We start from the raw sequence: 21,143 nt of genomic DNA on the forward strand, positions 1-21,143 counted from the left end.
GAAGCCGTTCACAAAGCCCGGTCCGCCCCAATCCATGAGGCTCACAACGCCTTCTCGCATGATCCAAAGGATGCCGGCGGTAATCACGATGCATGCGATCTGAACTAAGCGAAGTGCCATTGCCTGCCATCCGAGGTTGAGGCTCGGAAGATAAGCGAAATCGACATCCAATAAAAGGGCTCCCGTTCCGGGGGCCTTTTCCTATTGCAGAGGAGTTACGACAATTCCCAGGAACGGTTCAGGAATATACAGCAAGCCAGCCGGCACCACCGCAGTGCCAAGTACGCCTATCGAGAGCGCGAAGTACAACGCGACGATCGACGACCTGGTCGCTGATGCCAACCTTGCTCGTCCCGTCGTTGCCGGGGGTACCGGAGCTACGTCTGCTTCCGCTGCACAAACCGCCTTGTCGCTCGACAACAAGGTGGTCTACGCCGCCAAAAGCGGGAACTATACAGCTCTGGCAGCGGACAACAACGCGGTCCACCGCTATGCCGCTGCCGCTACTGTCTCTCTCACTGCCGCGGCCACGCTAGGTTCTAGCTGGCACTACACCGTCGTTGCTGACGGTGGCGCGCTGACTATCGACCCGAACGGCGCAGAGACGATCAACGGGGCGGCAACGCTTGCCGTGCCGAACGGGACCAGCGCAACGATAATTTGCGACGGTACGAGCTTCTTCACGGTCATCCGTTCATCGCCCTGGGAGACGGTAGGGCTCTTCACGCTGTCGGCGGCTTCGTCGCTGATTGTCACGGATCAAGCCGCCTCGCGGTTCCTCCGGATCAGCGGATTTCTCAGTCAATCTGCGCTCGGGATTATCGCAATCCAGATGAGTGCAAATAACGGCTCATCGTTCGATACAGCCAACAACTATTTCGCGCAGAGTATCGCCGGCTCGACGACAACGCCTTCGGCGCAGAACCAGGCGCCAACATCAGGAATGCTGTTGACGGACTCGTTTGGTTCTGACGCTTCCTCGAACACCCCGATTACCGTGGAGATGTTTGAGTTCAACCAAGCCGTCCAAACATCGGGGTTCTCGAAAGCGGTGGCGTCTTTTTCTGGCATTCGCAAGGCGTCTAGAATGTCCTTCTTCCATACTGTTTCGGCCGCGCAGAACGCATTTCGGATAATAAACTCTGGTGGCGGGACGCTGACCGGCACGCTCCTCGTCGAGAGGATGCGCGGATGAAAATCGGCTTTTACGGCGACAGCACGCAGGTCGGCATATCGGTGTGGGGAGCAACAGCCTACGTGGCGGATCACCCACCCTCGGCGGTGCTGCAAAGCTTTCTGGACCAGCAGTGCGGCACCGGCGTTCATACGGTCAGGAATTACGGGATCTCCGGCAAGAGCCTTATCGATGCGATGAGCCTGCCGATCTATCCGGAAGGGACCATATTGCAGCATATCGCCGCGCATGATGACGACATCGTCGTGTCGAACTTCGCCATCAACGATCTGATACCGGCCGGCAATACGGAAGCGGCGCACAAAGCCAGGTACGCATCGCTCAAGGCCTGCGTCGAAGGAGCAGGAAAGCCGTTTTTCTACGAGTCTCCGAACCCGATCAACCATATGAATGGGCCGAAAGAAATCTCGTTCGACGCCGCCGTCAAGTCGATACCAGGAATCAAGGTTCTCGATATCCTCGGGCAAACATTGGCTTACTACCCGCAGTGGACGGCCCACCTGACTGACGGCATCCATCCGAACGCGATAATGTATCTCTGGATCGGCGACGTGCTGCACAAGCTCCTGAAGGGATCTCTTTCATGAGAATTGGCCTGTATGGTGACAGCACGCAGATGGGCCTTTCCCGCCAGGGAAACGTGAGCGTGCAGAATGAATTCCCGCCCTCGAAGACTCTGCAGATGATGCTCGACCAGAAGTACGGCGCAGGGATTCATTGCGTCAGCAATTACGGAATTGGCGGCAGCACCATCATACAGGCGCTCGACACCCCGCTTTTTGAAGGTAAGAACGTCGTTCAACACATGGATTGTCATTGCGACGACATCGTTGTGGCGAATTGGGGCATCAACGACGCCTATGTCGTCGGAAACACGGCCAACGCTCATAAGGCCTACTACACTTGCTTGAAGAACTTCGTCGAGGCTCGCGAAAAGCGGTTTATCTATGAATCCCCCAACCCCCTCAATAACAGCCACGACCAGATCATGGTTGCGCTCGATACGGGCGTGAAGGCAATTACAAGCCTGACGATTGCGGACATCTCCTGGCAGACGCGAATGTATTATCCGCAGTGGGCCGCTCACCTGGATGACGGCATTCATCCTAACGCCATCCTTTATTTCTGGGTCGGCATGGTTCTGTTCAAGACGGTCGATTCCGTCATTCAGAGCATGGCCTGCTAGGAGTATCGCAGATCACTTCACCGACCTTCAAAAATCGAAGGTCTTATCGTCCTTGAAGCTCTTGCGAAATTCTTCTTCCCAAGGGTCGTAGAATTTCTCGCCCTCAGGGAGTGGCGCAGGTGTCGGAAGCTCGTCGCTTTCGCGTTGGTTCTCAGAATCGGGCATATCTTCACGTCTGAGCGCTCAAGTAATCGGATGAACGGCGCAAAGCTACTTTGGGTCGAACAGTTATTTGTGGACGCTGAGAAATTGCGTGAGCCGCGACCTCGCGCCGAATTCGACGAGTTAACCTTTATTTTGTGGGCCATGTGGAAACATGAGAGGAATCAACTTATTTGTGTGACAAGACTTGACATCGCGAAAGGAGGCAAATGTCGATGATCCGTACATTCAAAGCCGCCAAAACGCTTTGTGAATTGAGCCATTGGCAATTAAGTAACCTGCCTCTGCAGAAGCTGCTTTATCTCTCTCACATGTATCACTTGGGCGAGTACGGAGAGCCTTTGATTGACGGGACCTTCCAAGCTTGGGATCTCGGGCCCGTCGAGCCGACTCTCTATCGTCAGGTGAAGGCATATGGCGATAAGCCGATTCAGGACGTGTTCCGAGTGAACGCGTTTTCCAAGGGCACAACAGAACACGACGCGATAACCGAAATTTACGATGAGCTTGGCGATCGGAGGCCATCTTCGCTTGTTGCGATAACGCATCAAGATCACGGCGCCTGGGCAAAATATTACAACCCCAACGTGAATGGCATCGTAATACCTGATCGAGCAATCCGGCAAGAGTTCAATGAGCGACGGCAGCGAGCCCAGAAAAACCAAGGCTGAAACAAGGCCAACAATTGAGGAACTGTTCCCGGTTGACGACGCAAAGGACGACAACGCGTTGTCCGAGGTTGTCGATCAGTTGCAAAGGGAGCTTGTCGAAGAGCGAGATGCCAGGCGCGAAGAGCGTTTCAAATGGGTCTGTGCTTTGATCTTCGTTTTTGACGTTTTCACATTCAAGGAGATGTCAACGTGGTCGGCGCCATTGATGATTGGCATTCTTCAATTGCTCTTTGTCGTCGCGGTCGGACGCAACTGGGGCATGGATCACATCTGGACCCTTACAGAACGTCTCGCTGAAAAGTGGGATGGCAAGTTCAAAGGCTCGTGACCAAAGCCGTTCAATCATCATCTACCTAGCCAGGCGCACTTCGGGGCGCCTTTTTCTTTTGCCAACAATCTGGAGCATTCATGGATCGCGCGAAATTCTTCGCCGCGTTGCGCCGTCGCGCATCGGGTGTTTTCGGCACGTCTCTCACTCAAGGGCAGGTAGACGGCATCAATGGCATTCTCGACGTCTTCGCCACCCATGGAGACGGCCGAGACAAGACGCTCGCCTACGCCCTCGCCACGACCTATCACGAGACCGGCGCCCGCATGGTTCCCGTGAGAGAGGGTTTCGCAAAGGATGACGCCAGCGCTCGCCGGATTGTCGCCAAGCGCGAGTATGGCAAGCCTGCGGGCAGATACGGGCATGTGTATTACGGCCGCGGGCAGGTCCAGCTTACCTGGCTGAAGAACTACGACACCTCATCCGCTGACGCCTCCTATGATCTCGTCGCCTATCCAGACAAGATGCTCGATCCGGTCATCTCGGCTCGGGTGATGATCAAGGGGCTGCTGGATGGCCGATGGAACGCAGCAGGGAAGGGGATTGCCACCTACCTGCCTACAAACGGCCCTGACGACCTCAAGAACGCCCGCCGCGCGGTCAACGTCATAGACAAGTGGGAATTGATCGGCGGCTACTACACGGCGTTCCTGTCGGCAATCAAGGAAGCTGGGGGCGTGCCAGCCGCAACAAAGCCAGCCACGGCTCCTGCCCAGCCCAAGCCAATCACCATCGAGCCGCAGCCTGTCTCTGACGGCAATTGGCTCTCTGCTCTTCTCAAGGCAATCGCAGCCATTTTCACGAAGAAAGAAACATGACCGTCTGGATTCGCATCGGGCTCTACATCTTTGCCGGTTGGCTGGCCTCGTCGGGCCTGATCGGTGACGAGGTCAAGGGAATCATCACCACAGATCCCGCAGTGGCGGACTCCATCAACCTGGCTGTCTCCGCTGTCATAGCTGCCGGCTCTGTCCTCTGGTGGAAGTTGGCCAAGCGGATGGGGTGGAAAACGTGATCTGGTCGTTCATCCTCGGCCTGTTCAAACGGCCGCTGGGCCGGATCCTCGACACGATCGACAAGAACACCGACGCAACCACCGAGCGCGAGCGGATCAAGACGGAAGCCGTCCAAAGCTATGTCAACGCTCAAGCCCAGGTGCTCACCGGCCGCGGCTGGTGGTTCCCGATCCTCTTCCTTGCTCCGGCTGGCTTCTGGTTCGGCTCTGTGTGCGTTTATTCCCTGCTTTGGTGCAAGGGGTGCGCCTACCCGCAGGAATGGACGATTGCCGCTCTACCGGACCCACTGAGCGATTGGATGGGGGCTATCGTTGGCTCTCTCTTCATCGGCAAGGCCGGCGAGCAGATCCTGTCCAAGTGGCGCAAGTAGCAAGGGCCCGACCCTCACAGCAGGCCGGGCCCTCCTAGTGCCGCCTCGGAGGTTAGGAGCACGGCGGCGGCGGAAATAGTCGATCGGATCTTTCCGGTCAATCATGAAACCATAGCATTGCAATGCGCATTCAAGGGGCAGGGGAATTGACGCCAACGGAAACTGACATGGATTTGCGCTCGCGCGTCGTCTCACTCGAACACCAGCACACGACCATTCTCCAGCGCGTCGGCGATCTGGAACGAGGTCAGCGGATGAGCGATATCGAGGACGCCAAGCGGGGCGAGCAGTTCAACAACATGAACGCCCGCTTTACCTCGCTGGACAAGAAGATTGACGAGATCGGCGGCACGCTGAAGTGGGTCAACCGGGCGATTATCACCGGCATCATTATGGGTATCGTCGCCTTCTTGCTCAGGGGCGGTTTCTCCAGCTTCTCCATTCCCTAGAAAAGCGCTCGTCGCCGTTGATACATGACACCGGGCGGAACTCTAGACGACAGATCGAGTTCTGTGGTAGCTGGCCCGTTCCGCAGAGGCCGGTTTTTGTAAATGAAATATAGACAAGAGATTGACGGCCTGCGGGCTATCGCCGTGTTGCCAGTTATACTTTTCCATTCTGGCTTTGCTTTTCTTAAGGGCGGCTTTGCAGGTGTAGACGTATTTTTCGTCATCAGTGGATTTCTGATAACATCGATCATTCGCGAGGAATTGGAGACGGGCGTTTTCACGCTCGCTGCTTTCTATGAGCGACGCGCTCGTCGCATCGCGCCAGCACTATTTTTCGTCTGCTTGGTTTGCATCCCGTTTGCTTGGTTTTGGATGTTACCACGGGAGCTAGATAATTTCGGCAAGAGCCTTTTTCACGTCAACTTATCTGTCTCGAACTTCCTGTTTTGGCACAGTGATGGGTACTTTTCGGCCAGGAACGAACTAAAACCTCTCCTGCATACTTGGTCGCTAGCGGTGGAGGAGCAGTTCTATCTGCTGTTTCCATTGCTTCTGATCCTCCTGCGGCGCTCAAAGGGAAATAGAGGGCTAACCGTCGTCATATGTTTGACGTTGGTAAGTTTCGCCCTGACTCAGGTCGTACCTCGTTTCGATCCTGTTGCGAACTTTTACCTATTGCCAACACGTTTCTGGGAACTTGGCGCTGGCGCGGCGCTTGCGCTGTACCCGGGACGCACAGAGCAGAATAGATATGCTGGCCCCTTGGCTTCGTTCGGGCTGATTCTGGTGATGATTTCGTATGTATTGGTCTCGGAGAGCCCGTTCTATCCCGGCTTGGAAACCATACCAGTCGTCCTTGGGACGATGCTGGTCTTGGCATTTGCCTCTCAGGCCAACCTAGCCGGTCGGCTGTTAAGTTTCCCACCTCTGGTCACAATTGGCCTGTGGAGCTACAGCCTCTACCTCTGGCACCAGCCAGTGCTTGCATTTGCGCGGATTAGAAGCCTGGACGGCCTATCAGGGCCTGCCTATCTTGCCCTGCTGGCTCTTTGCTTCTTGCTTGCATACCTGACCTACAAATTCATCGAGATCCCTTTTCGACGCCGCGGCAGTTTCAGCGGGAAAGCGATATTCTCAGGGACAGCCGTAGTCGGGGGACTGATGATCGCTATCGGTTTAGTCGGGGACAAGACCGATGGTATGGCGTTCCGCTCAGCCGATATCATTGCAATGGATGCTGAGAGCTTCGGCCTTGATCGCGCTTGCAAGGGAAGGATTCTCGCCAAATGCGCCACGAGCGATCGGCCAGAAATCGCCGTTTGGGGAGACTCGTACGCGATGCATCTCGTAGATGGATTGCTTGCGTCGCAACCCGACATTCGGCTCATGCAGCTTAACAAAAACAACTGCGGACCGTTTATGGATCTGGCTCCGATCCCAGCAAGTGAGGGAGCGAATTGGCCACAGGAGTGCCTTGATCATAATGACGATGTCAGACGCTACATCGTCGCCCATCCCAGCTTAAAGTATGTGGTGGTCTCATCACCCTTCAGACTCTACGTCCAACCAGGGCAATTCTATTTGAGAGGCGAGGGACTAACGTCAGCCCGCTACGATGTCGCTGTCACCGAATTCATGAAGACGTTGGATTGGTTGAGATCGAATGGCGTCAACCCTGTGGTATTTGCTCCCCCGCCTCAGGATGGTCGCGATATCGGCCTGTGTTTGGCTCGGACGCGCAAGTTCGGCATTTCCGGCGAGCCCTGTCGTCCGTCTTCCCGCGCCGCTGGGCAATACAATCTTGCCGTAAGACGGTTCCTTGGAGAGATATCAGAACATTATCCTGTCCTGGACTTCCAAAAGTTCATGTGTGACGGCGAGCTCTGCAAAATCGAGGAGAATGGTGTCGGCTTCTATCAGGACGCCGGCCATCTGTCGCGGAACGGCTCCCGCTATCTAGGGCGGACCCTTCAGTTCTACCAGTCGGTAATCAGTGCCGCAGAACAAGGTTGTCTTCAGGCTGGCGACAATACGCACCCGAGCGGCTTGTGTGAACTAACGAAGGGAGGGAGTTTGCAACCAATGTTCTTGACGGACAAGCTCGATGGAGTAGCCAAGCAGGTCCAGTTGAAACCAGAGGCCGATGCTGATTATTCCCACCAAGCCATGTAGACGGAATGGACGGGCGCCAGAGGATCCGTTGAGACACCTCCTGCGCTACGCCTTACCACGGCAGCCGAAATTCTCTCAACAGCTTCTGGTCTAGCTCAACAGCTTGAGGCCAGCCGTAGAAAGCTGGAGCTCGGTAAAGGGCAGCTTGGGGCCAAGGACTGATTCCAACGCAGCCCTTGGCCAAGGGTCTTTCAACCCTGCGCCGCGGTTAACCACCCGTTCTCGACGCCCAGCCAAAATGGGATCTAAGGCTCCGAAAAGATATCCGTAAAATGTCGTATTTTTTATGCGGCGAGTAAGAAAAAGCCCCACCTGAACAGGAAAACAGGCGGGGCTCTGGGACTAGGAAAGCGGAAAAAGAGGCTGTCATCTCCTTTTCCGAGCGCCTAACAAGACGCTTCAGCTTTTGTTCCAGCAGCCGGTTTAGTCGAGATGTCAAAATTATACGCAGAAAAAAGCCCCGCTTGAATGAGCGGGGCAGGGTGATGAAGACGAGGAAAACGAAAGAGGGATGTGTGCTTCCCTCTTCCGCACCAAAAACCGACCGGGAATACCTTTTGTTCCTGTCATCCAGCGTACAAATTAGATGTTTCTCATATTGGCTTATTGACTCTCCGGTCCCGATCCTCACCTGATTCGGCCGGAGGTGACGCATGTCCCAATACGTAGGTGAAACTTTCCCCATTAGAGACTGCCTAGTGTGCGTCGAGAAGCGCAACGGCATTTCCATGCGCCGGCATTCAACGCTTGCCGATCTGGCCCATAGCTTGCTCTATCGCTGGCCAGACGACCAGAAGGGCAAGGAATGGGTCAGAGCGCAGACCATGTGCTTGGAGGCCATGGAGGGGTTCAGAGATCCTGAGCAGGCGAGGGAGGCATTCGTGGCTGCAGCTCTGGCTGCCGAAATGCTGATGGTCAAGGAAGAGTACATCCAGCAGCGCCCGGAGAGGCGTCCTGCGAAGGCAAAGCGTGGACAGCGGTCGCTAGACACCAACGCCTAGGCCAAACACCCAAGACCCCAGCCACCACACGCCTTTCCCGATCACGGCTATAAACCCCATGACGAGGAGGACGGCGAAGATCATGCCGGGGATCTCGTAGCGGGTCACGGCTCCTCGCTGGCGTAGTTGATGCCTTTGGGCGTCAACGTTATGCCAGAGCCGACTTTCTCCCATGTAAATGGCGTGGCATAGCCCTTCAATACGAGCCCTTCGCAAACGCTTTCCATGCCGGATGATCCGGGCTCGCAGATATAGCGTCCGTAATGCTGGCTTGCGCTTTTGAGGACTGCAATTTCCTGCTTGCTAAAGCTTGTCATTTTAACTCCGCACTGATTCCATTGGCTGCCAGCAGCCTATCATAATAGTCCTCGACTTTCCGCATCGCCTCCCGGCCTTCAGGTTCGAACCCCTGATGTGGCAGCAGCCTCTTCCTCGTCCTTGGCCCTTGGCCCGACCACATCCACTGGCCCTTTTTCAGGCCGTGCGGCTGAAGCTGAATCCTCCCGATCACAATCTCCCCGTCATACCCGGACCAGTCGTTATCGGTCGGCACGTCGCGCTCGTCGATCGTTGTTCGGCCCCATTTGTATTTGGGCTGATAGGCCATGCGCATAGCGCCTCTCCTTGAAGAGGTTGCCGACAGCCGCATGATGTCGATGGATTGGTGTTTACACTCCCGCCCGAGCAGGGTGACAGTTGGGGCTACTGGGCGGGGCGTCAAGACTAAGATTTCATTTGTCTTTGGCGTTGCGTTCGAAGCTTCTTTAGACAATGGCTATGGCGAGCCCAGCACCCAGTAAACGGAGGGGTAATGAGTTTCTCTAAAGCTGCAAAGATGACCACTCTCGTTTTTGCTGGCACTGTTGCAGTAGGCAGCTTTGCAATGTCCCTCGTTTTCGGGTTCGTTTGGCTCGCCGCTTCGAGCGACGCTGCTTCCCGTGGATGCCCGGAGGCCGTGCAGTGCGAGGATAGTGACGCGGTTATGTTGATAATGGCGTGGGTGTCACCAACGCTCTTCCTTCTTTCGGTAGCTGCAGTCTGCGTAGCTGTTCACGCTCGTCGATCAACTTGAATTAACCTCTTCTTTCATCGACAGCCGCCCCCGCAGAATTTCAAATCGCAACCGCAGTTAATCCTGCTATATGCAACTTGAAATGCGTATTGGTAGTGAGCCTTGTTTGGGAGCGCGTGTTGGATGTAACGAAAGAGCATAAGCAGGAGCGGCGACCTCTTCCCAAGCCTATTCGCATCCTGCTCGCCGCTGGGTTTTTTCTGGCTCTATTTACTTCTCTCACGTTGATATTCGTCGAGTTCCTACCCTCGGCTCAATTGGTAACGTGGGTGGAGCGGCCAAGCATCGTTATAGGGCTATTCACTGGTGGGCTGATGTTCTGGCTAGTGGTAATGGGAGCGCGGCAATCTCCAGCGACCGTGAAAGGCCTCGTTGGAATCTTGTTCAGTCCGCTATTTGGTTATGTCCTAGGGAAGAACCTTGTTTTCCTCGGCCCGATGTTGTTGGCGTTGTTCTTGGGCCATGAGGTTGAGATCCCTTTCACGGTGTCGAGCGCGGATGGTAACGGATCAAGAGGATGCCGTTCACCGGTCGAACTCGAAGGGCTGCCGTTCATGTTCGATAGGGTCTGCGGCGTGTCGAAAGAGCTGAGGCAACGGCTGGGAGCGGGGACGTCCATTGTAGTCATCGGGCGTGGCACGCGGTTTGGAGTCTATGCTGATCGCTTGCGCATCACTGACTAAGGCGATGGGGAGCGGCGTGAGGTGGCGGCACCCAAGGGGCTGCGGGAGGTCCAGGACACAGTCTATAATATCAGCTAGCTCGTTGTTCCTCAGCTGCAGAGACCAAAAGGTCTCTTACCCAATCACTTAGACTGGCGGCGCCTGCGGCTGTCGCGGCCGTGCTTAGAAGCTTGGTCTCTGCCTCCGTCAGCATGACGACAAGGCGCTTATCTCTCTTCAAGTGCGTCGGTATAGGCGGCCGTCCCATCTCAGTCCTTTCGTGCATTCATGACCAATTTAGCTTCGCTGAATAACTAAGGCAATAAATATTGCAATAGTTATTGACATCTGGTTAATCATGGTAGTTAATATGCACATAATAACTACCAACTGAAGGAAATTTACAATGCCGAAGACATCGATTCCGGCCGCCGGCGAAGCTATGTCCAGTGAGCGCTCAAGTTCAAAACAGGACGCATTTCAAGTTGTCCGGTGGATAGAAGGGAAGCTTTTACTCTCCTGCACCACGGCCGTTGTCCGCGCTTCATTCTTTCGGAATCTCTCGCGCCCGATTGATCGGCTCCGCTCAATGTGGGGCGCCAAACAGGAAGTGGAGCAAAATATGACTGCTGCCGGGACCAATGGATATAAAGGGGCGGTGGGTCTTCCCGACGAAACTCGGTTGGCCCAGAACTTTGCAAAAATGAGATCCGCAGTCGACGACGCTCTCGCGATGGCGGATGACCCGAGCGAGGCGCTCTGGCGGCTTCAGACGCTCGCCAACGAAATCGGGATCATTCTGTGCGACTTTCCGCAGTTGAAGCTCGAGCGAGTGTCTGTAAACGAACACGGAGTCCACCTGGTCCACAAAACTCCCGGCTTTAGAAAGGTCGATGTCTTGCGCGACACGATCATCGCGTACCGCCAAGGTGCGAATGCCTTCCGTGCCATGTCGGCAGCAGGGGCTGTCACCTCCGAAAACGAGGACGCAATTGCTTCGGAAACATATGAAAAGCATGAGCGGGCTCTGATTGGATGGAAGGACGCTGCGCGCACCCGTGAAGGGGCGATAGAGGCCCTAAAGCTTATGGCAGAAGAGGATGTCTTCATTGACGGGATGGGTGAGCCATTACGCCTAGCGGTACTTCGCTACCTCGAAAACCTGGAAAGACAGGCTGCAGTTGTGGTGTCCGTACCAACTATACCTCTTGACCCGCCGGAAGATGCACTCGCGGATGCGATCGAGGCTTATCGATGTGGAAATATGGCCTTCATCGCGATCGATGAGCACGAATGGCCCTCGCATGGAGGGGAGGACGCTGTAATAGCGAAGACGTACGGCCGCCCCTTGGAGGTACTGCAAAATTGGGAACAGCCAGCTTTGACGCGGCAAGCAGCAATTGAGGCGTTGCGCCTCGCTCGCGAAGACAGCACAAACTTTGATGCGAGCCCGACTGTCTCAGCAATGGTTGCCGCCGCACTCGCTTATTTCGAGAATGAAGGCTCGGCGATCTAACAAAGTGCGGTAAAAGGTGGGGCCCGGTTCATAACGGAGCGGGTTTGCTCCCAGAACATCCATGGAACAAGCTGCTACCATTTTGCTACCCAACTCGGTAGCACAATATAAAATGCGGTAGCACATGCAGGCATCACCACTGACATATTCCCGTACTTTTCAGCATGTTTGGGGACCGGCGGGGATGATGGAAGATGCCGTGAACCGAATTTCAAGACCGGTTCCTTAAACCACTCGGACACTCTTCCATGCAGTCGATTGAATGCCGTTTTTGAAACCGGCGCTTCCGCTGCGTCGCCTGTCGCGGTCAACGCAGGCATGGAGCGTTTAAAGCCGTTCGCTGACAGCGTCAACTGGTTCTAACGGCGTAGAGTTCGTAGTGGAAGGAGCTTTGCGCCTGGTGCGTCAGCCGTGAAGCGCGCATTATCCGGAGTCTTAAATTAGTGATTTGTTAACCATATTAATTAGAATTATTCCTATCTTGGCGAAATGCTTCGCAAAATTGCCATGAAAGCCGCATGATTAAAGTCTCGTTAGGTTGGTGGGATTAGGGGTGTCTGACCCAGATCGGGGCAGATTTCTTAACCATAACGGTCTTGAGCGGCGTGGGACATATGAGACGAGATTGCGGGGCGGCGTCATTCGCAACAGGAATGCGATGGGTTGGGCTATCGCTGATCTGTGCGACGGTTACGGCTTGTGGCACCGCGCCGACACCGACAAAACGCACGCACGGCAAGGAATATTTTTCCGAGAAGGAATACGGCGTCAAGGCCAGTCCGCGCGTTGCCACCGGGAACAATATCCCGAAGGGCGGCGGCCGCTATATGGTTGGAGACCCCTATGTCGTGAAGGGCAAGTGGTATTATCCGAAGGAAGATTTCGCCTATAACAAGGTCGGCATCGCGTCCTGGTACGGCTCGGCCTTCCATGGTCGCCTTACGGCAAACGGTGAAGTCTACGACCAGATGCACCTTTCCGCCGCACATCCGACATTTCCCTTGCCGAGCTATGCGCGCGTGACGAACACGGAAAACGGTGCGTCCGTCATCGTGCGTGTCAACGACCGTGGTCCGTATCACGAAGGGCGCATTATCGACCTGTCCAATAAGACCGCTGATATGCTCGATCTGCAGCATAGTGGCACCGGAAACGTCCGCGTTCAGTATGTTGGTCGTGCCCGCATGGATGGCCACGACATGCCTTATCTGATGGCCTCCTATGTGCCGAAGGGCAGCCGCATTCCAGGGATCAATCCCGGCGGCGGACAGATCGCCAGTGGCGTCATGGTCGCCTCCAACAGCAAGCGCATAACGGCAGATCAGCTGCAAGGCGTTGGCGGTTTCACGCCCGAACCAGAAAATGTGCCCGTGCCGGTCTCGGCGACGTCTTATGCCGGCTCGACCCCCAGTGCCCGCTACAACGCTGCGCCTATTCCGACGCCAATGCCGTCGCCGTCTTTCGGTGGCGTCGCTCCCTTGGCGGAGCCAGGGGCCGGGCCGGTGGTTGTCCTGCCGGAGTTTGGACCCTTCCCATACGAGCGTCCCAACGGCGGCTCGCTGGGTTCTCTCGCAATGGGGTATCAGGACGAGGGCGCAAAGACCGTGACCGTCGAGCTCGCCTTCGATGCGGTGATGGTTCGCAACGATGGGCTGACGCCGGATTCCATCCTTGCATCCTTCAAGCGGCAGAAGCCGACGGCCGTATCCGGTAAGTGACAGACGCCGTTGCGTTGCGGTCGGTCCGCCATTAGCATCTTCAAAGTCGCCCGAGCTATGGGGTTTTCGGTGTTGAAGCGTCTTGCTCGCCTCTGTGTTTGTATCGTGCCTTTTGCAACAGCCGCCGTTGCCGCAAGCGGTGACACCAACGCATCCTTTGTCACCAAGGCTGCGCAAGCCTATATGATCGAAGGATCCACCGGCACGGTGCTTCTTGCCAAGAACGAGAACCAGACTTTCTCGCCGGCGTCGCTGGCGAAGCTGATGACGATGGATCTCGTCTTTGACGCGCTCGCGCAGAACCAGATCACCCTCGATACGCAATATCCCGTTTCCGAGTATGCTTGGCGAACCGGGGGTGCGCCATCGCGCACGGCAACGATGTTTGCTGCCCTCAAATCGAATGTCCGCGTCGAGGATCTGGTCAAGGGCATCGCCATTCAGGGCGCTAACGACAGCTGCATCATTCTCGCTGAAGGAATGAGTGGCGGCGAACCCGCCTTTGCCGCCGCCATGACCCGGCGGGCTAAGACCCTCGGCATGGAGCGGTCCATCTTCGGCAATTCGACCGGACTGCCCGATAGCAAGAGCAAGACGACCGCGCTCGACATGGTGACGCTGGCTGCGGAATTACAGAAGTCCTATCCGAACCTTTATCCCTATTTCGCTCAGCCGGATTTTGAGTGGAACAGGATTTTTCAGCGCAACCGCAATCCCTTGCTTGGTTTCGGCATGGGGGTCGATGGTCTGGCGACCGGCTTTGCCGAGGGCGAGGGGTATTCGATCGTCGCCTCGGCAGAGCGCGACGGCAGGAGGTTGTTCATGGCCCTTGGCGGCATCGCCTCCGACAAGGAACGCACGGAGGAAGCGAAGCGAGTGCTCGAATGGGGGCTGACCGCATTCGAAAGCCGCCAGATTTTTGCAGATGCGGAGATAATTGGCCAGGCAAGCGTTTATGGAGGAACGTCGCGTAGCGTCGACCTCGTCGCAAAGGCTCCTGTGAGTGTCTATATACCAATCAACAATCCCGAGCGGTTGTCGGCGCGCATCGTTTACCGCTGGCCTTTAATGGCGCCGGTGGAGGCCGGGCATGAAATTGGGACGCTTCGCATCTCAGCGGGAGCCCGCCTGCTGCGTGAGGTGCCGCTCTATACGAAAGAGACAGTGGCAGTGGGCTCTTTGAGCAGCCGCGCCGTCGATGCTCTCATGGAACTCGCCGAAACGCTGCTGTTCTCTTGGCTGTGGGACAAGCCCGAACCCACGTGATCGCCATATTCGCCCTTCAGGGTGGGAGTTATTGTCGTCGGGCGGTTCCGTTTTTCGCTGCCTTTCGCTAGATGTACGGCAGTGGTGCGGACGAGCGCCGTAATGCAGGAAGTAGTCATTGCCATCCAGTCGTGGATTGTTCGTAACGTTTGAGGGCGGGGAGGGCGCGGGAAAATCGACCCAAATCCGTCGCCTTGCCGAGGCTCTGCGTGCCCGCGGCCATGACGTGCTGCTGACGCGGGAACCGGGCGGCTCGCCGGGTGCGGAAGCCGTCCGTCATGTGCTTTTGTCGGGTGCAGCGGAAGCGTTCGGAACACGCATGGAAGCGATCCTTTTTGCAGCTGCGCGCAATGATCACGTTGAGGAAATCATCCGACCCGCGCTTGCGGGCGGAAAGGTCGTCCTTTGCGATCGTTTCATGGATTCTTCTCGCGTCTACCAAGGCGTGACCGGCAATCTGGAGTCGGAATTCATCGAGGCGCTGCAGCGCGTGGCGGTGAATGGGATCGTGCCGGATTGCACGCTTGTTCTCGATCTGCCGGCCGAGGCCGGCTTGGAGCGTGCCCGCAGGCGGGGGGTGGCGATCGACCTAAGCCCGGATCGTTTCGAGAAGGAAGAGCTCGAGACCCACGAGAAGCGCCGGGAAGCCTTTCTCGATATAGCCGCCCGCGAGCCAGGCCGTTGCAGCGTGATCGACGCAATGCAGACTGAAGAGGCCATCGCGGCAGAGATTCTGGAGATCGTCTGGCAGGGTCTGCAGCACCCGGCGGCGGCGAAGGTGACGGAAGCAGCGCATGAGTGATGAACGGCCAGGATTGCTCGACGGCGCCATTTGGCCAGCCGAGAACATGAAGCTATTTGGTCACGAGAACGCTGAGGAGTTCCTTGCGCAATCGTACCGCTCGGGTAAGGGCCACCACGCGGTTCTAATCGAGGGGCCGCCGGGCATCGGCAAGGCAACTCTGGCGTTCCGGTTTGCAAATCATGTCCTAACGCATCCCGATCCTGCGCGTGCGCCGGAGTTGTTGGCGGATCCTGATCCCGCTTCATCGGTTAGCCGCCAGATTGCCTCCGGCGCGTCGCACAATCTGCTTTACCTGGCGCGTCCCGTTGATGAGAAGACGGGGAAGGTCAAGTCCGCGATCACTGTCGATGAGGTGAGGCGGGCAGGGCGCTTCTTTTCACAGACGTCTGGCACCGGTAATTGGCGGATCGTCATCATCGATCCCGCGGATGACATGAACCGCAATGCCGCGAATGCGATCCTAAAAATTCTTGAGGAGCCGCCGAAGCGCGCCCTGTTCCTGCTGATCTCGCATGCGCCCGGCAGACTGCTACCAACGATTCGTTCTCGCTGCCTGCCGCTGAAGCTTGCGCCGCTTGAAGACGGCGCCCTCGGCGCGGCGCTTGCACATCTTGGCATCGAGGCCGGCGACCCTGATCTGCTTGCCGCCGCGAACGGCAGCGTCGGCGAGGCGCTGAAGCTGGTGAACTACGGCGGCGGCGAGATTGTCGAAGCCTACAACGAGGTTCTGCGAGCGCAAGGGGCATCGGCGCGCAGGGCGATGCATCGGCTGGCGGATGCCCTTTCAGGCAAGGACAGCGACACAATTTTTGAGTTCTTCACGGGTCACGTCGGCGAGGATCTGATGCGGAGGGCGCGGGCGGCTGCCGTTGCGGGGCAGGTTGCGGCGGCCGAGCGGCTCGCCCGCCTGCATTCCGACATAAGCGAGCGGCTGACGGTTTCGGATGATTACAACTTGGATCGGAAGCAGACGATCCTCAGCATCCTCGGAGACATCAAGCAGCCTGGTCCTTGATCAGGTCGCCAGCAGCTTCCAGGCGACGACGCAGAGTGTCAGCGCGAGGACGACGCGGATCGTTCGTTCATGAAGCTTTGGTGCGATCAGGCTGCCGGCAATGATGCCCGGTATAGAGCCAACCAGAAGCGCAAATAGCATTCCCCAGTTGATCTCACCGATCATCCAATAGCCCATGCCACCAATCAGCGTCAGCGGGACGGCGTGGACGATATCCGAGCCGACGATTTCTCGGACATCAAGTCGCGGGTAGAGCACGAGCAGCACAGTCACGCCCAGGGCGCCGGCACCAACCGATGTCAGGGTCACCAGGATGCCAAGAGCCAGGCCGAGCACCGTTGTCCAGATGGCAACCGTAACCGGCTTAGGTGGAGAGCGCTCTCCGATTGCGCGTAAGGCGAATGCCAGGACCTGCTTGCGAAAAACCAGCATCAACGCCGTCATGACAAGCAGCCACCCAAGTGCCGTCGTGATCGTGTGTGCGACTTCCACGCTCTTGCGGTCGACACCCGCCATCAGCCAAAGCATCAATAGGGCAGCTGGAACGCTGCCAGCGGCAAGACAGCCGACGATACGCCAGTTTATCCTGCCGTGCATGCCGTGCACCGCCGTGCCTGCCGTCTTGGTGACTGCCGCGTAGAGTAGGTCGGTGCCAACGGCCGTGGCCGGATGAACACCAAAGACCAGCACCAGCAGTGGCGTCATCAGCGATCCGCCGCCAACGCCGGTGATGCCGACAAGCGCGCCGACGAGTAGCCCCGAGAGGGAGTAGAGAGGGTCGAAGCTCGAAAAGTCAGTCAAACAGGCGACCTCGGTCCTGCACGCGAATGCTGTTGCCAAGTGCTGGAGATGTCACGTCGCCGATGCCCCGCCTTTTGAGTTTTCTTTGGGTAGAATGCGCCTAAAATCGAGTCAAGTGCAGCACACCAGTCATCGGCAAATCGCCGATGCTTTCGAAACTTGGTGTTTCGCTTCGCCATGACATGCGCTAAGAGCGGCTAACAAATTTTATAGAGTAAGCCGGACAAGAATGGCCGCCATGACAGACAAGACACCCTTTTACATCACCACCGCGATTTCCTATCCGAACGGCAAGCCGCATATTGGCCATGCCTACGAATTGATCGCGACGGATGCGATGGCGCGCTACCAGCGCCTTGATGGCAAGGATGTGTTCTTTCTGACCGGCACCGACGAGCATGGCCAGAAGATGCAGCAGACGGCTCGCGCGGAAGGCATTTCGCCGCAGGAGCTTGCGGACCGCAACTCCGACGAATTCCAGGCGATGGCGAAGCTGCTCAATGCGTCGAATGACGATTTCATTCGCACGACACAGGAGCGTCACCACGAGACGTCCAGAAACATCTGGAACCTGATGGCCGATAACGGCGATATCTACAAGGATTCCTACGCCGGCTGGTACTCGGTGCGCGATGAAGCCTACTATCAGGAAAACGAAACCGAGCTGCGCGCCGACGGCGTGCGCTACGGCCCGCAGGGCACGCCGGTCGAATGGGTGGAAGAGGCCAGCTACTTCTTCAAGCTTTCCGAATATCAGGAAAAGCTGCTCGCCCACTATGAAGCCAACCCGGATTTCATCGGCCCGGCCGAGCGTCGCAACGAAGTGATCTCGTTCGTGAAGTCGGGGCTCAAGGATCTGTCGATCTCGCGGACGACGTTCGATTGGGGCATCAAGGTCCCGAATGACCCGTCCCACGTCATGTACGTCTGGGTCGACGCCCTGACCAACTACATCACCGCGACCGGCTATATCGAAGACAAGAATGGTCCCCGCGCCAAGTACTGGCCGGCAGATGTTCACATCATCGGCAAGGACATCATTCGCTTCCATGCGGTCTACTGGCCGGCCTTCCTGATGTCCGCCAAGCTGCCGCTTCCCAAGCGCGTCTTTGCGCACGGCTTCCTGCTCAACAAGGGCGAGAAGATGTCGAAGTCGCTCGGCAACGTTGTCGACCCGGTCAACCTTGTGAACCACTTCGGCCTGGATCAGGTGCGCTATTTCTTCCTTCGCGAAGTTTCGTTCGGCCAGGACGGCAGCTACAGCGAAGAAGCGATCGGCACCCGCATCAACTCCGATCTTGCCAACGGCATAGGAAACCTTGCCAGCCGCTCGCTGTCGATGATCGTCAAGAATTGCGACGGCATGATCCCGGAATGCGGTCCGCTGACGGATGAAGACAAGGCCATCCTGGCTCAGGCCGACGCGCTGCATGCTTCGACGCGCGACGATATGGGCAAGCAGCTCATTCATCGTGCGCTGGCCTCGATCATCGCAGTCGTTTCCGAAACGGATCGCTACTTCGCCGGTCAGGAGCCCTGGGCGCTGAAGAAGACTGATCCGGCGCGCATGGGTACCGTGCTCTATGTCACGGCCGAGGTCGTCCGCCAGATCGCGATCTTGCTTCAGCCTTTCGTGCCGGAATCGGCCGGCAAGCTGCTCGATCTTGTTGCGGCACCTGCCGGAAAACGCGACTTCGCCGCACTCGGCGAGAGTGGTCGACTTATCACTGGCACGCCTCTCGAAGCGCCGAAGCCGGTCTTCCCGCGCTACGTTCCGCCGGAAGCGTGAGGACGTCATGCTGATCGATACGCATTGTCATCTGGATTTCGCCGACTTCGAAGAGGAGCGCGACGAGATCGTCAGGCGCGCCCACGATGCCGGCGTCAAACAGATGGTGACGATCTCGACGCGCGTGCGCAAGCTCGACGGTCTGCTGGCGATCACCGAGAGATATCCGTCAGTCTTCTGCTCCGTTGGTACCCATCCGAACAATGCCGGCGACGAGCTCGATATCCTGACGGACGACCTCGTCCGACTGGCCAACGCACATGAGAAGATCGTTGCGATTGGTGAAGCCGGTCTGGATTACTTCTACGATACGCAGAAGCCGGAAGACCAACAGACCGGATTGCGGCGCCATATTGCGGCATCGCGTCAGACACAGCTGCCGCTGGTGATTCACAGCCGCAGCGCCGACGATGACATGGCGGCTATTCTGACCGAGGAAACGGGGAAGGGGGCATTCCCCTTCATTCTCCATTGCTTCTCGTCGGGCCCAGGGCTCGCGAAGGTCGGGGTCGAACTGGGCGGCTACGTCTCCTTTTCGGGCATCCTGACTTTCCCGAAATCTGAGGAGCTTCGAGACATCGCCAAGTCCGTCCCGCATGACCGCCTGTTGGTCGAGACCGACGCGCCGTACCTTGCGCCGAAGCGTTGGCGCGGCAAGCGCAACGAGCCATCCTACGTCGTGAATACGGCTGAGGTTCTGGCCGAGACGCTCGGTCTCAGCTATGCCGAGATGGCTCGGATCACCACCGAAAACGCATTCCGCATTTTCTCGAAGATGCCAAGGATCTGACAGCGTGGGTTACAGACGACGTTTCACCATTCTCGGCTGTTCGTCGTCGCCTGGCGTACCGCGCATCACTGGCGATTGGGGTGCTTGCGATCCCGCCAATCCGAAGAACCGCCGAACCCGTGCAGCCTTCATGGTGCAGCAATTCGACGACAATGGCGGTGTCACGACACTCATTGTCGACACGGGGCCGGATTTTCGCGAGCAGATGATCGCCGCGCGTGTCACGCAAATCGACGCAGTCCTTTATACACACGCTCATGCCGACCATATTCACGGTATCGACGATCTGCGCGGCTATTTCTACGGTGGCCAACAGCGGGTTCCGATCCACGCGACGCCGGATACGATGGATCGCATTCGGCAAGGTTTCGGCTATTGCATCGAGACGCCGCCAGGTAGCAACTATCCGCCCATCGTTGAAGCGAAAGTCATCGAAAGCCTCGATTCTGCGCTGCGTATCAGCGGCGCCGGCGGAACCATATCCATCTGGCCACACCTCCAGCAACACGGCGATATTCACTCACTCGGCATCCGGGTTGGTGATGTGGCTTATTGCAGCGATATCAGTGATTTTCCGCCGGAAACTGTCGAAAAGCTTCAACATCTCGATGTTCTCATCATCGATGCCTTGCAATACCGATATCATCCCAGCCATCTGTCGCTCGAACAGTCGCTGGATTGGATCGATCGCCTGAAACCGAAGCGTGCGATCCTGACCCACATGCATACGCCGCTCGACTACGACACTGTGATGGCCGAAACGCCGGACCATGTCGTTCCGGCTTACGACCAGATGAACTTTGATATCGAATTGGCGGATATCGAAGGCCTCTGACTTCACCATCGGCACGTTTGAACTGTGTTCCACCGCATTAATGCCGTCGCGTGTTTGCAGCGAACTAAGCTTTCAATGCGTCTTAGGATACAGTGATACAGACCTGAAGGAAAAGAAACTTCATAGCTTCCGCCAGTGCAGTGCGCGCGTCAGAGGAGGCGATATCTTTCCAAGTTGGATATACCAATTAGTTCCATAACCTATCTTATCTGATTTATGGATGTAGCGAGGGTGGGTTCTAGAATGAAGTGCGACTTGCTAATGATCCCAATGGGTTATCAATTGCAAGGACGATGCAATGAAACGCACCTACTCTCAGATTGG

24 protein-coding genes are annotated in these 21,143 nt (G+C 56.9%); 20 read left to right on the top strand and 4 right to left on the bottom strand.

Features of this window, described 5'->3' with window-relative positions; genetic code table 11:
* Positions 1-274 precede the first annotated feature (274 nt).
* The 3 genes from FHX16_RS19515 to FHX16_RS19525 are packed head-to-tail and all read left to right on the top strand — an operon-like array spanning position 275 to position 2,381.
* Positions 275-1,195, top strand: a complete 921-nt coding sequence (locus tag FHX16_RS19515; RefSeq protein WP_259129780.1) for a hypothetical protein — start codon at positions 275-277, stop codon at positions 1,193-1,195.
* Positions 1,192-1,782, top strand: coding sequence for an SGNH/GDSL hydrolase family protein (locus FHX16_RS19520; RefSeq protein WP_259129782.1), 591 nt, complete (start codon positions 1,192-1,194; stop codon positions 1,780-1,782). The genes FHX16_RS19515 and FHX16_RS19520 overlap by 4 nt, the downstream gene beginning before the upstream one ends.
* Entirely contained in the window at positions 1,779-2,381 is a 603-nt protein-coding gene (locus FHX16_RS19525) for an SGNH/GDSL hydrolase family protein (RefSeq protein ID WP_259129783.1), read from the top strand. The genes FHX16_RS19520 and FHX16_RS19525 overlap by 4 nt, the downstream gene beginning before the upstream one ends.
* Positions 2,382-2,408: 27 nt before the next feature.
* On the opposite strand, the gene FHX16_RS19530 is transcribed toward FHX16_RS19525, so the two are convergent.
* Entirely contained in the window at positions 2,409-2,546 is a 138-nt protein-coding gene (locus tag FHX16_RS19530) for a hypothetical protein (RefSeq protein ID WP_259129786.1), read from the bottom strand.
* Positions 2,547-2,758: 212 nt separating this feature from the next.
* Here FHX16_RS19530 and FHX16_RS19535 point away from each other — a divergent pair, with 212 nt between their 5' ends.
* The 8 genes from FHX16_RS19535 to FHX16_RS19570 all read left to right on the top strand — a co-directional run bounded on the left by FHX16_RS19535 (position 2,759) and on the right by FHX16_RS19570 (position 8,550).
* Complete coding sequence (locus tag FHX16_RS19535; protein ID WP_259129788.1) at positions 2,759-3,214, top strand: Panacea domain-containing protein; 456 nt, start codon at positions 2,759-2,761, stop codon at positions 3,212-3,214.
* Entirely contained in the window at positions 3,177-3,542 is a 366-nt protein-coding gene (locus tag FHX16_RS19540; protein WP_259129789.1) for a hypothetical protein, read from the top strand. Before FHX16_RS19535 ends, FHX16_RS19540 begins: the two co-directional genes overlap by 38 nt.
* Positions 3,543-3,622: 80 nt before the next feature.
* The gene (locus FHX16_RS19545; RefSeq protein WP_259129791.1) at positions 3,623-4,360 is read left to right on the top strand and encodes a glycoside hydrolase family 19 protein; all 738 of its coding nucleotides are present in this window, start codon (positions 3,623-3,625) and stop codon (positions 4,358-4,360) included.
* The gene (locus tag FHX16_RS19550) at positions 4,357-4,557 is read left to right on the top strand and encodes a hypothetical protein (protein ID WP_114713035.1); all 201 of its coding nucleotides are present in this window, start codon (positions 4,357-4,359) and stop codon (positions 4,555-4,557) included. The genes FHX16_RS19545 and FHX16_RS19550 overlap by 4 nt, the downstream gene beginning before the upstream one ends.
* Positions 4,545-4,928, top strand: a complete 384-nt coding sequence (locus FHX16_RS19555) for a hypothetical protein (RefSeq protein ID WP_259129793.1) — start codon at positions 4,545-4,547, stop codon at positions 4,926-4,928. The genes FHX16_RS19550 and FHX16_RS19555 overlap by 13 nt, the downstream gene beginning before the upstream one ends.
* Positions 4,929-5,095: 167 nt before the next feature.
* A complete protein-coding gene (locus tag FHX16_RS19560) occupies positions 5,096-5,377 on the top strand; it encodes a hemolysin XhlA family protein (protein ID WP_259129795.1) in 282 nt (93 codons plus the stop codon).
* A 102-nt stretch (positions 5,378-5,479) separates the two neighbouring features.
* Positions 5,480-7,549, top strand: coding sequence for an acyltransferase family protein (locus FHX16_RS19565; protein ID WP_259129797.1), 2,070 nt, complete (start codon positions 5,480-5,482; stop codon positions 7,547-7,549).
* Positions 7,550-8,202: 653 nt separating this feature from the next.
* On the top strand, positions 8,203-8,550 hold the full coding sequence (locus FHX16_RS19570; RefSeq protein ID WP_259129799.1) for a DUF982 domain-containing protein: 348 nt from the start codon (positions 8,203-8,205) through the stop codon (positions 8,548-8,550).
* Between the two features lie 104 nt (positions 8,551-8,654).
* Here FHX16_RS19570 and FHX16_RS19575 read toward each other — a convergent pair whose 3' ends face one another.
* Positions 8,655-8,867, bottom strand: coding sequence for a hypothetical protein (locus FHX16_RS19575; protein ID WP_259129803.1), 213 nt, complete (start codon positions 8,865-8,867; stop codon positions 8,655-8,657).
* On the bottom strand, positions 8,864-9,163 hold the full coding sequence (locus FHX16_RS19580) for a hypothetical protein (protein ID WP_259129806.1): 300 nt from the start codon (positions 9,161-9,163) through the stop codon (positions 8,864-8,866). The genes FHX16_RS19575 and FHX16_RS19580 overlap by 4 nt, the downstream gene beginning before the upstream one ends.
* A 578-nt stretch (positions 9,164-9,741) precedes the next feature.
* On the opposite strand from FHX16_RS19580, the gene FHX16_RS19585 reads away from it, so the two are divergent.
* From FHX16_RS19585 to FHX16_RS19610, 6 genes are all read left to right on the top strand, one after another.
* Positions 9,742-10,305: a hypothetical protein gene (locus tag FHX16_RS19585; protein ID WP_259129809.1), complete on the top strand. Its 564-nt coding sequence runs from the start codon at positions 9,742-9,744 to the stop codon at positions 10,303-10,305.
* Positions 10,306-10,690: 385 nt separating this feature from the next.
* Positions 10,691-11,800: a hypothetical protein gene (locus tag FHX16_RS19590; RefSeq protein ID WP_259129810.1), complete on the top strand. Its 1,110-nt coding sequence runs from the start codon at positions 10,691-10,693 to the stop codon at positions 11,798-11,800.
* Between the two features lie 614 nt (positions 11,801-12,414).
* A complete protein-coding gene (locus FHX16_RS19595; RefSeq protein WP_183864211.1) occupies positions 12,415-13,518 on the top strand; it encodes a septal ring lytic transglycosylase RlpA family protein in 1,104 nt (367 codons plus the stop codon).
* A 69-nt stretch (positions 13,519-13,587) separates the two neighbouring features.
* Positions 13,588-14,784: a D-alanyl-D-alanine carboxypeptidase family protein gene (locus FHX16_RS19600; protein ID WP_259129812.1), complete on the top strand. Its 1,197-nt coding sequence runs from the start codon at positions 13,588-13,590 to the stop codon at positions 14,782-14,784.
* Between the two features lie 118 nt (positions 14,785-14,902).
* Positions 14,903-15,586 carry a dTMP kinase gene (tmk, locus tag FHX16_RS19605; protein WP_183864213.1) on the top strand — a complete coding sequence of 228 codons (684 nt, stop codon included), beginning with the start codon at positions 14,903-14,905 and terminating at the stop codon, positions 15,584-15,586.
* Positions 15,579-16,604, top strand: coding sequence for a DNA polymerase III subunit delta' (locus FHX16_RS19610; protein ID WP_183864214.1), 1,026 nt, complete (start codon positions 15,579-15,581; stop codon positions 16,602-16,604). Before tmk ends, FHX16_RS19610 begins: the two co-directional genes overlap by 8 nt.
* On the opposite strand, the gene FHX16_RS19615 is transcribed toward FHX16_RS19610, so the two are convergent.
* Positions 16,605-17,405: a sulfite exporter TauE/SafE family protein gene (locus tag FHX16_RS19615; protein ID WP_183756894.1), complete on the bottom strand. Its 801-nt coding sequence runs from the start codon at positions 17,403-17,405 to the stop codon at positions 16,605-16,607.
* 238 nt (positions 17,406-17,643) lie between these two features.
* Between FHX16_RS19615 and metG the strand changes: the two genes are divergently transcribed.
* The 3 genes from metG to FHX16_RS19630 are packed head-to-tail and all read left to right on the top strand — an operon-like array spanning position 17,644 to position 20,819.
* Positions 17,644-19,194 carry a methionine--tRNA ligase gene (gene metG / locus FHX16_RS19620; RefSeq protein WP_259129815.1) on the top strand — a complete coding sequence of 517 codons (1,551 nt, stop codon included), beginning with the start codon at positions 17,644-17,646 and terminating at the stop codon, positions 19,192-19,194.
* Between the two features lie 7 nt (positions 19,195-19,201).
* Entirely contained in the window at positions 19,202-19,984 is a 783-nt protein-coding gene (locus tag FHX16_RS19625; RefSeq protein WP_183864216.1) for a TatD family hydrolase, read from the top strand.
* A gap of 4 nt (positions 19,985-19,988) precedes the next feature.
* Positions 19,989-20,819, top strand: coding sequence for an MBL fold metallo-hydrolase (locus FHX16_RS19630; RefSeq protein WP_183864217.1), 831 nt, complete (start codon positions 19,989-19,991; stop codon positions 20,817-20,819).
* Positions 20,820-21,143: the final 324 nt, after the last annotated feature.

This window comes from Rhizobium sp. BK661 (genome assembly GCF_024808825.1).
In the GTDB taxonomy this organism is placed as follows: domain Bacteria; phylum Pseudomonadota; class Alphaproteobacteria; order Rhizobiales; family Rhizobiaceae; genus Rhizobium.

Excerpts from the sequence above, each read along its gene's own strand:
- FHX16_RS19570 (WP_259129799.1), top strand. The coding sequence starts at position 8,203 with ATGTCCCAATACGTAGGTGAAACTTTCCCCATTAGAGACTGCCTAGTG.
- FHX16_RS19530 (WP_259129786.1), bottom strand. The coding sequence starts at position 2,546 with ATGCCCGATTCTGAGAACCAACGCGAAAGCGACGAGCTTCCGACACCT.
- FHX16_RS19540 (WP_259129789.1), top strand. The coding sequence starts at position 3,177 with ATGAGCGACGGCAGCGAGCCCAGAAAAACCAAGGCTGAAACAAGGCCA.
- FHX16_RS19535 (WP_259129788.1), top strand. The coding sequence starts at position 2,759 with ATGATCCGTACATTCAAAGCCGCCAAAACGCTTTGTGAATTGAGCCAT.
- FHX16_RS19610 (WP_183864214.1), top strand. The coding sequence starts at position 15,579 with ATGAGTGATGAACGGCCAGGATTGCTCGACGGCGCCATTTGGCCAGCC.
- FHX16_RS19525 (WP_259129783.1), top strand. The coding sequence starts at position 1,779 with ATGAGAATTGGCCTGTATGGTGACAGCACGCAGATGGGCCTTTCCCGC.
- FHX16_RS19560 (WP_259129795.1), top strand. The coding sequence starts at position 5,096 with ATGGATTTGCGCTCGCGCGTCGTCTCACTCGAACACCAGCACACGACC.
- metG (WP_259129815.1), top strand. The coding sequence starts at position 17,644 with ATGACAGACAAGACACCCTTTTACATCACCACCGCGATTTCCTATCCG.
- FHX16_RS19520 (WP_259129782.1), top strand. The coding sequence starts at position 1,192 with ATGAAAATCGGCTTTTACGGCGACAGCACGCAGGTCGGCATATCGGTG.
- FHX16_RS19595 (WP_183864211.1), top strand. The coding sequence starts at position 12,415 with ATGAGACGAGATTGCGGGGCGGCGTCATTCGCAACAGGAATGCGATGG.
- FHX16_RS19580 (WP_259129806.1), bottom strand. The coding sequence starts at position 9,163 with ATGCGCATGGCCTATCAGCCCAAATACAAATGGGGCCGAACAACGATC.
- FHX16_RS19575 (WP_259129803.1), bottom strand. The coding sequence starts at position 8,867 with ATGACAAGCTTTAGCAAGCAGGAAATTGCAGTCCTCAAAAGCGCAAGC.
- FHX16_RS19545 (WP_259129791.1), top strand. The coding sequence starts at position 3,623 with ATGGATCGCGCGAAATTCTTCGCCGCGTTGCGCCGTCGCGCATCGGGT.
- FHX16_RS19550 (WP_114713035.1), top strand. The coding sequence starts at position 4,357 with ATGACCGTCTGGATTCGCATCGGGCTCTACATCTTTGCCGGTTGGCTG.
- FHX16_RS19625 (WP_183864216.1), top strand. The coding sequence starts at position 19,202 with ATGCTGATCGATACGCATTGTCATCTGGATTTCGCCGACTTCGAAGAG.
- FHX16_RS19590 (WP_259129810.1), top strand. The coding sequence starts at position 10,691 with ATGCCGAAGACATCGATTCCGGCCGCCGGCGAAGCTATGTCCAGTGAG.
- FHX16_RS19565 (WP_259129797.1), top strand. The coding sequence starts at position 5,480 with ATGAAATATAGACAAGAGATTGACGGCCTGCGGGCTATCGCCGTGTTG.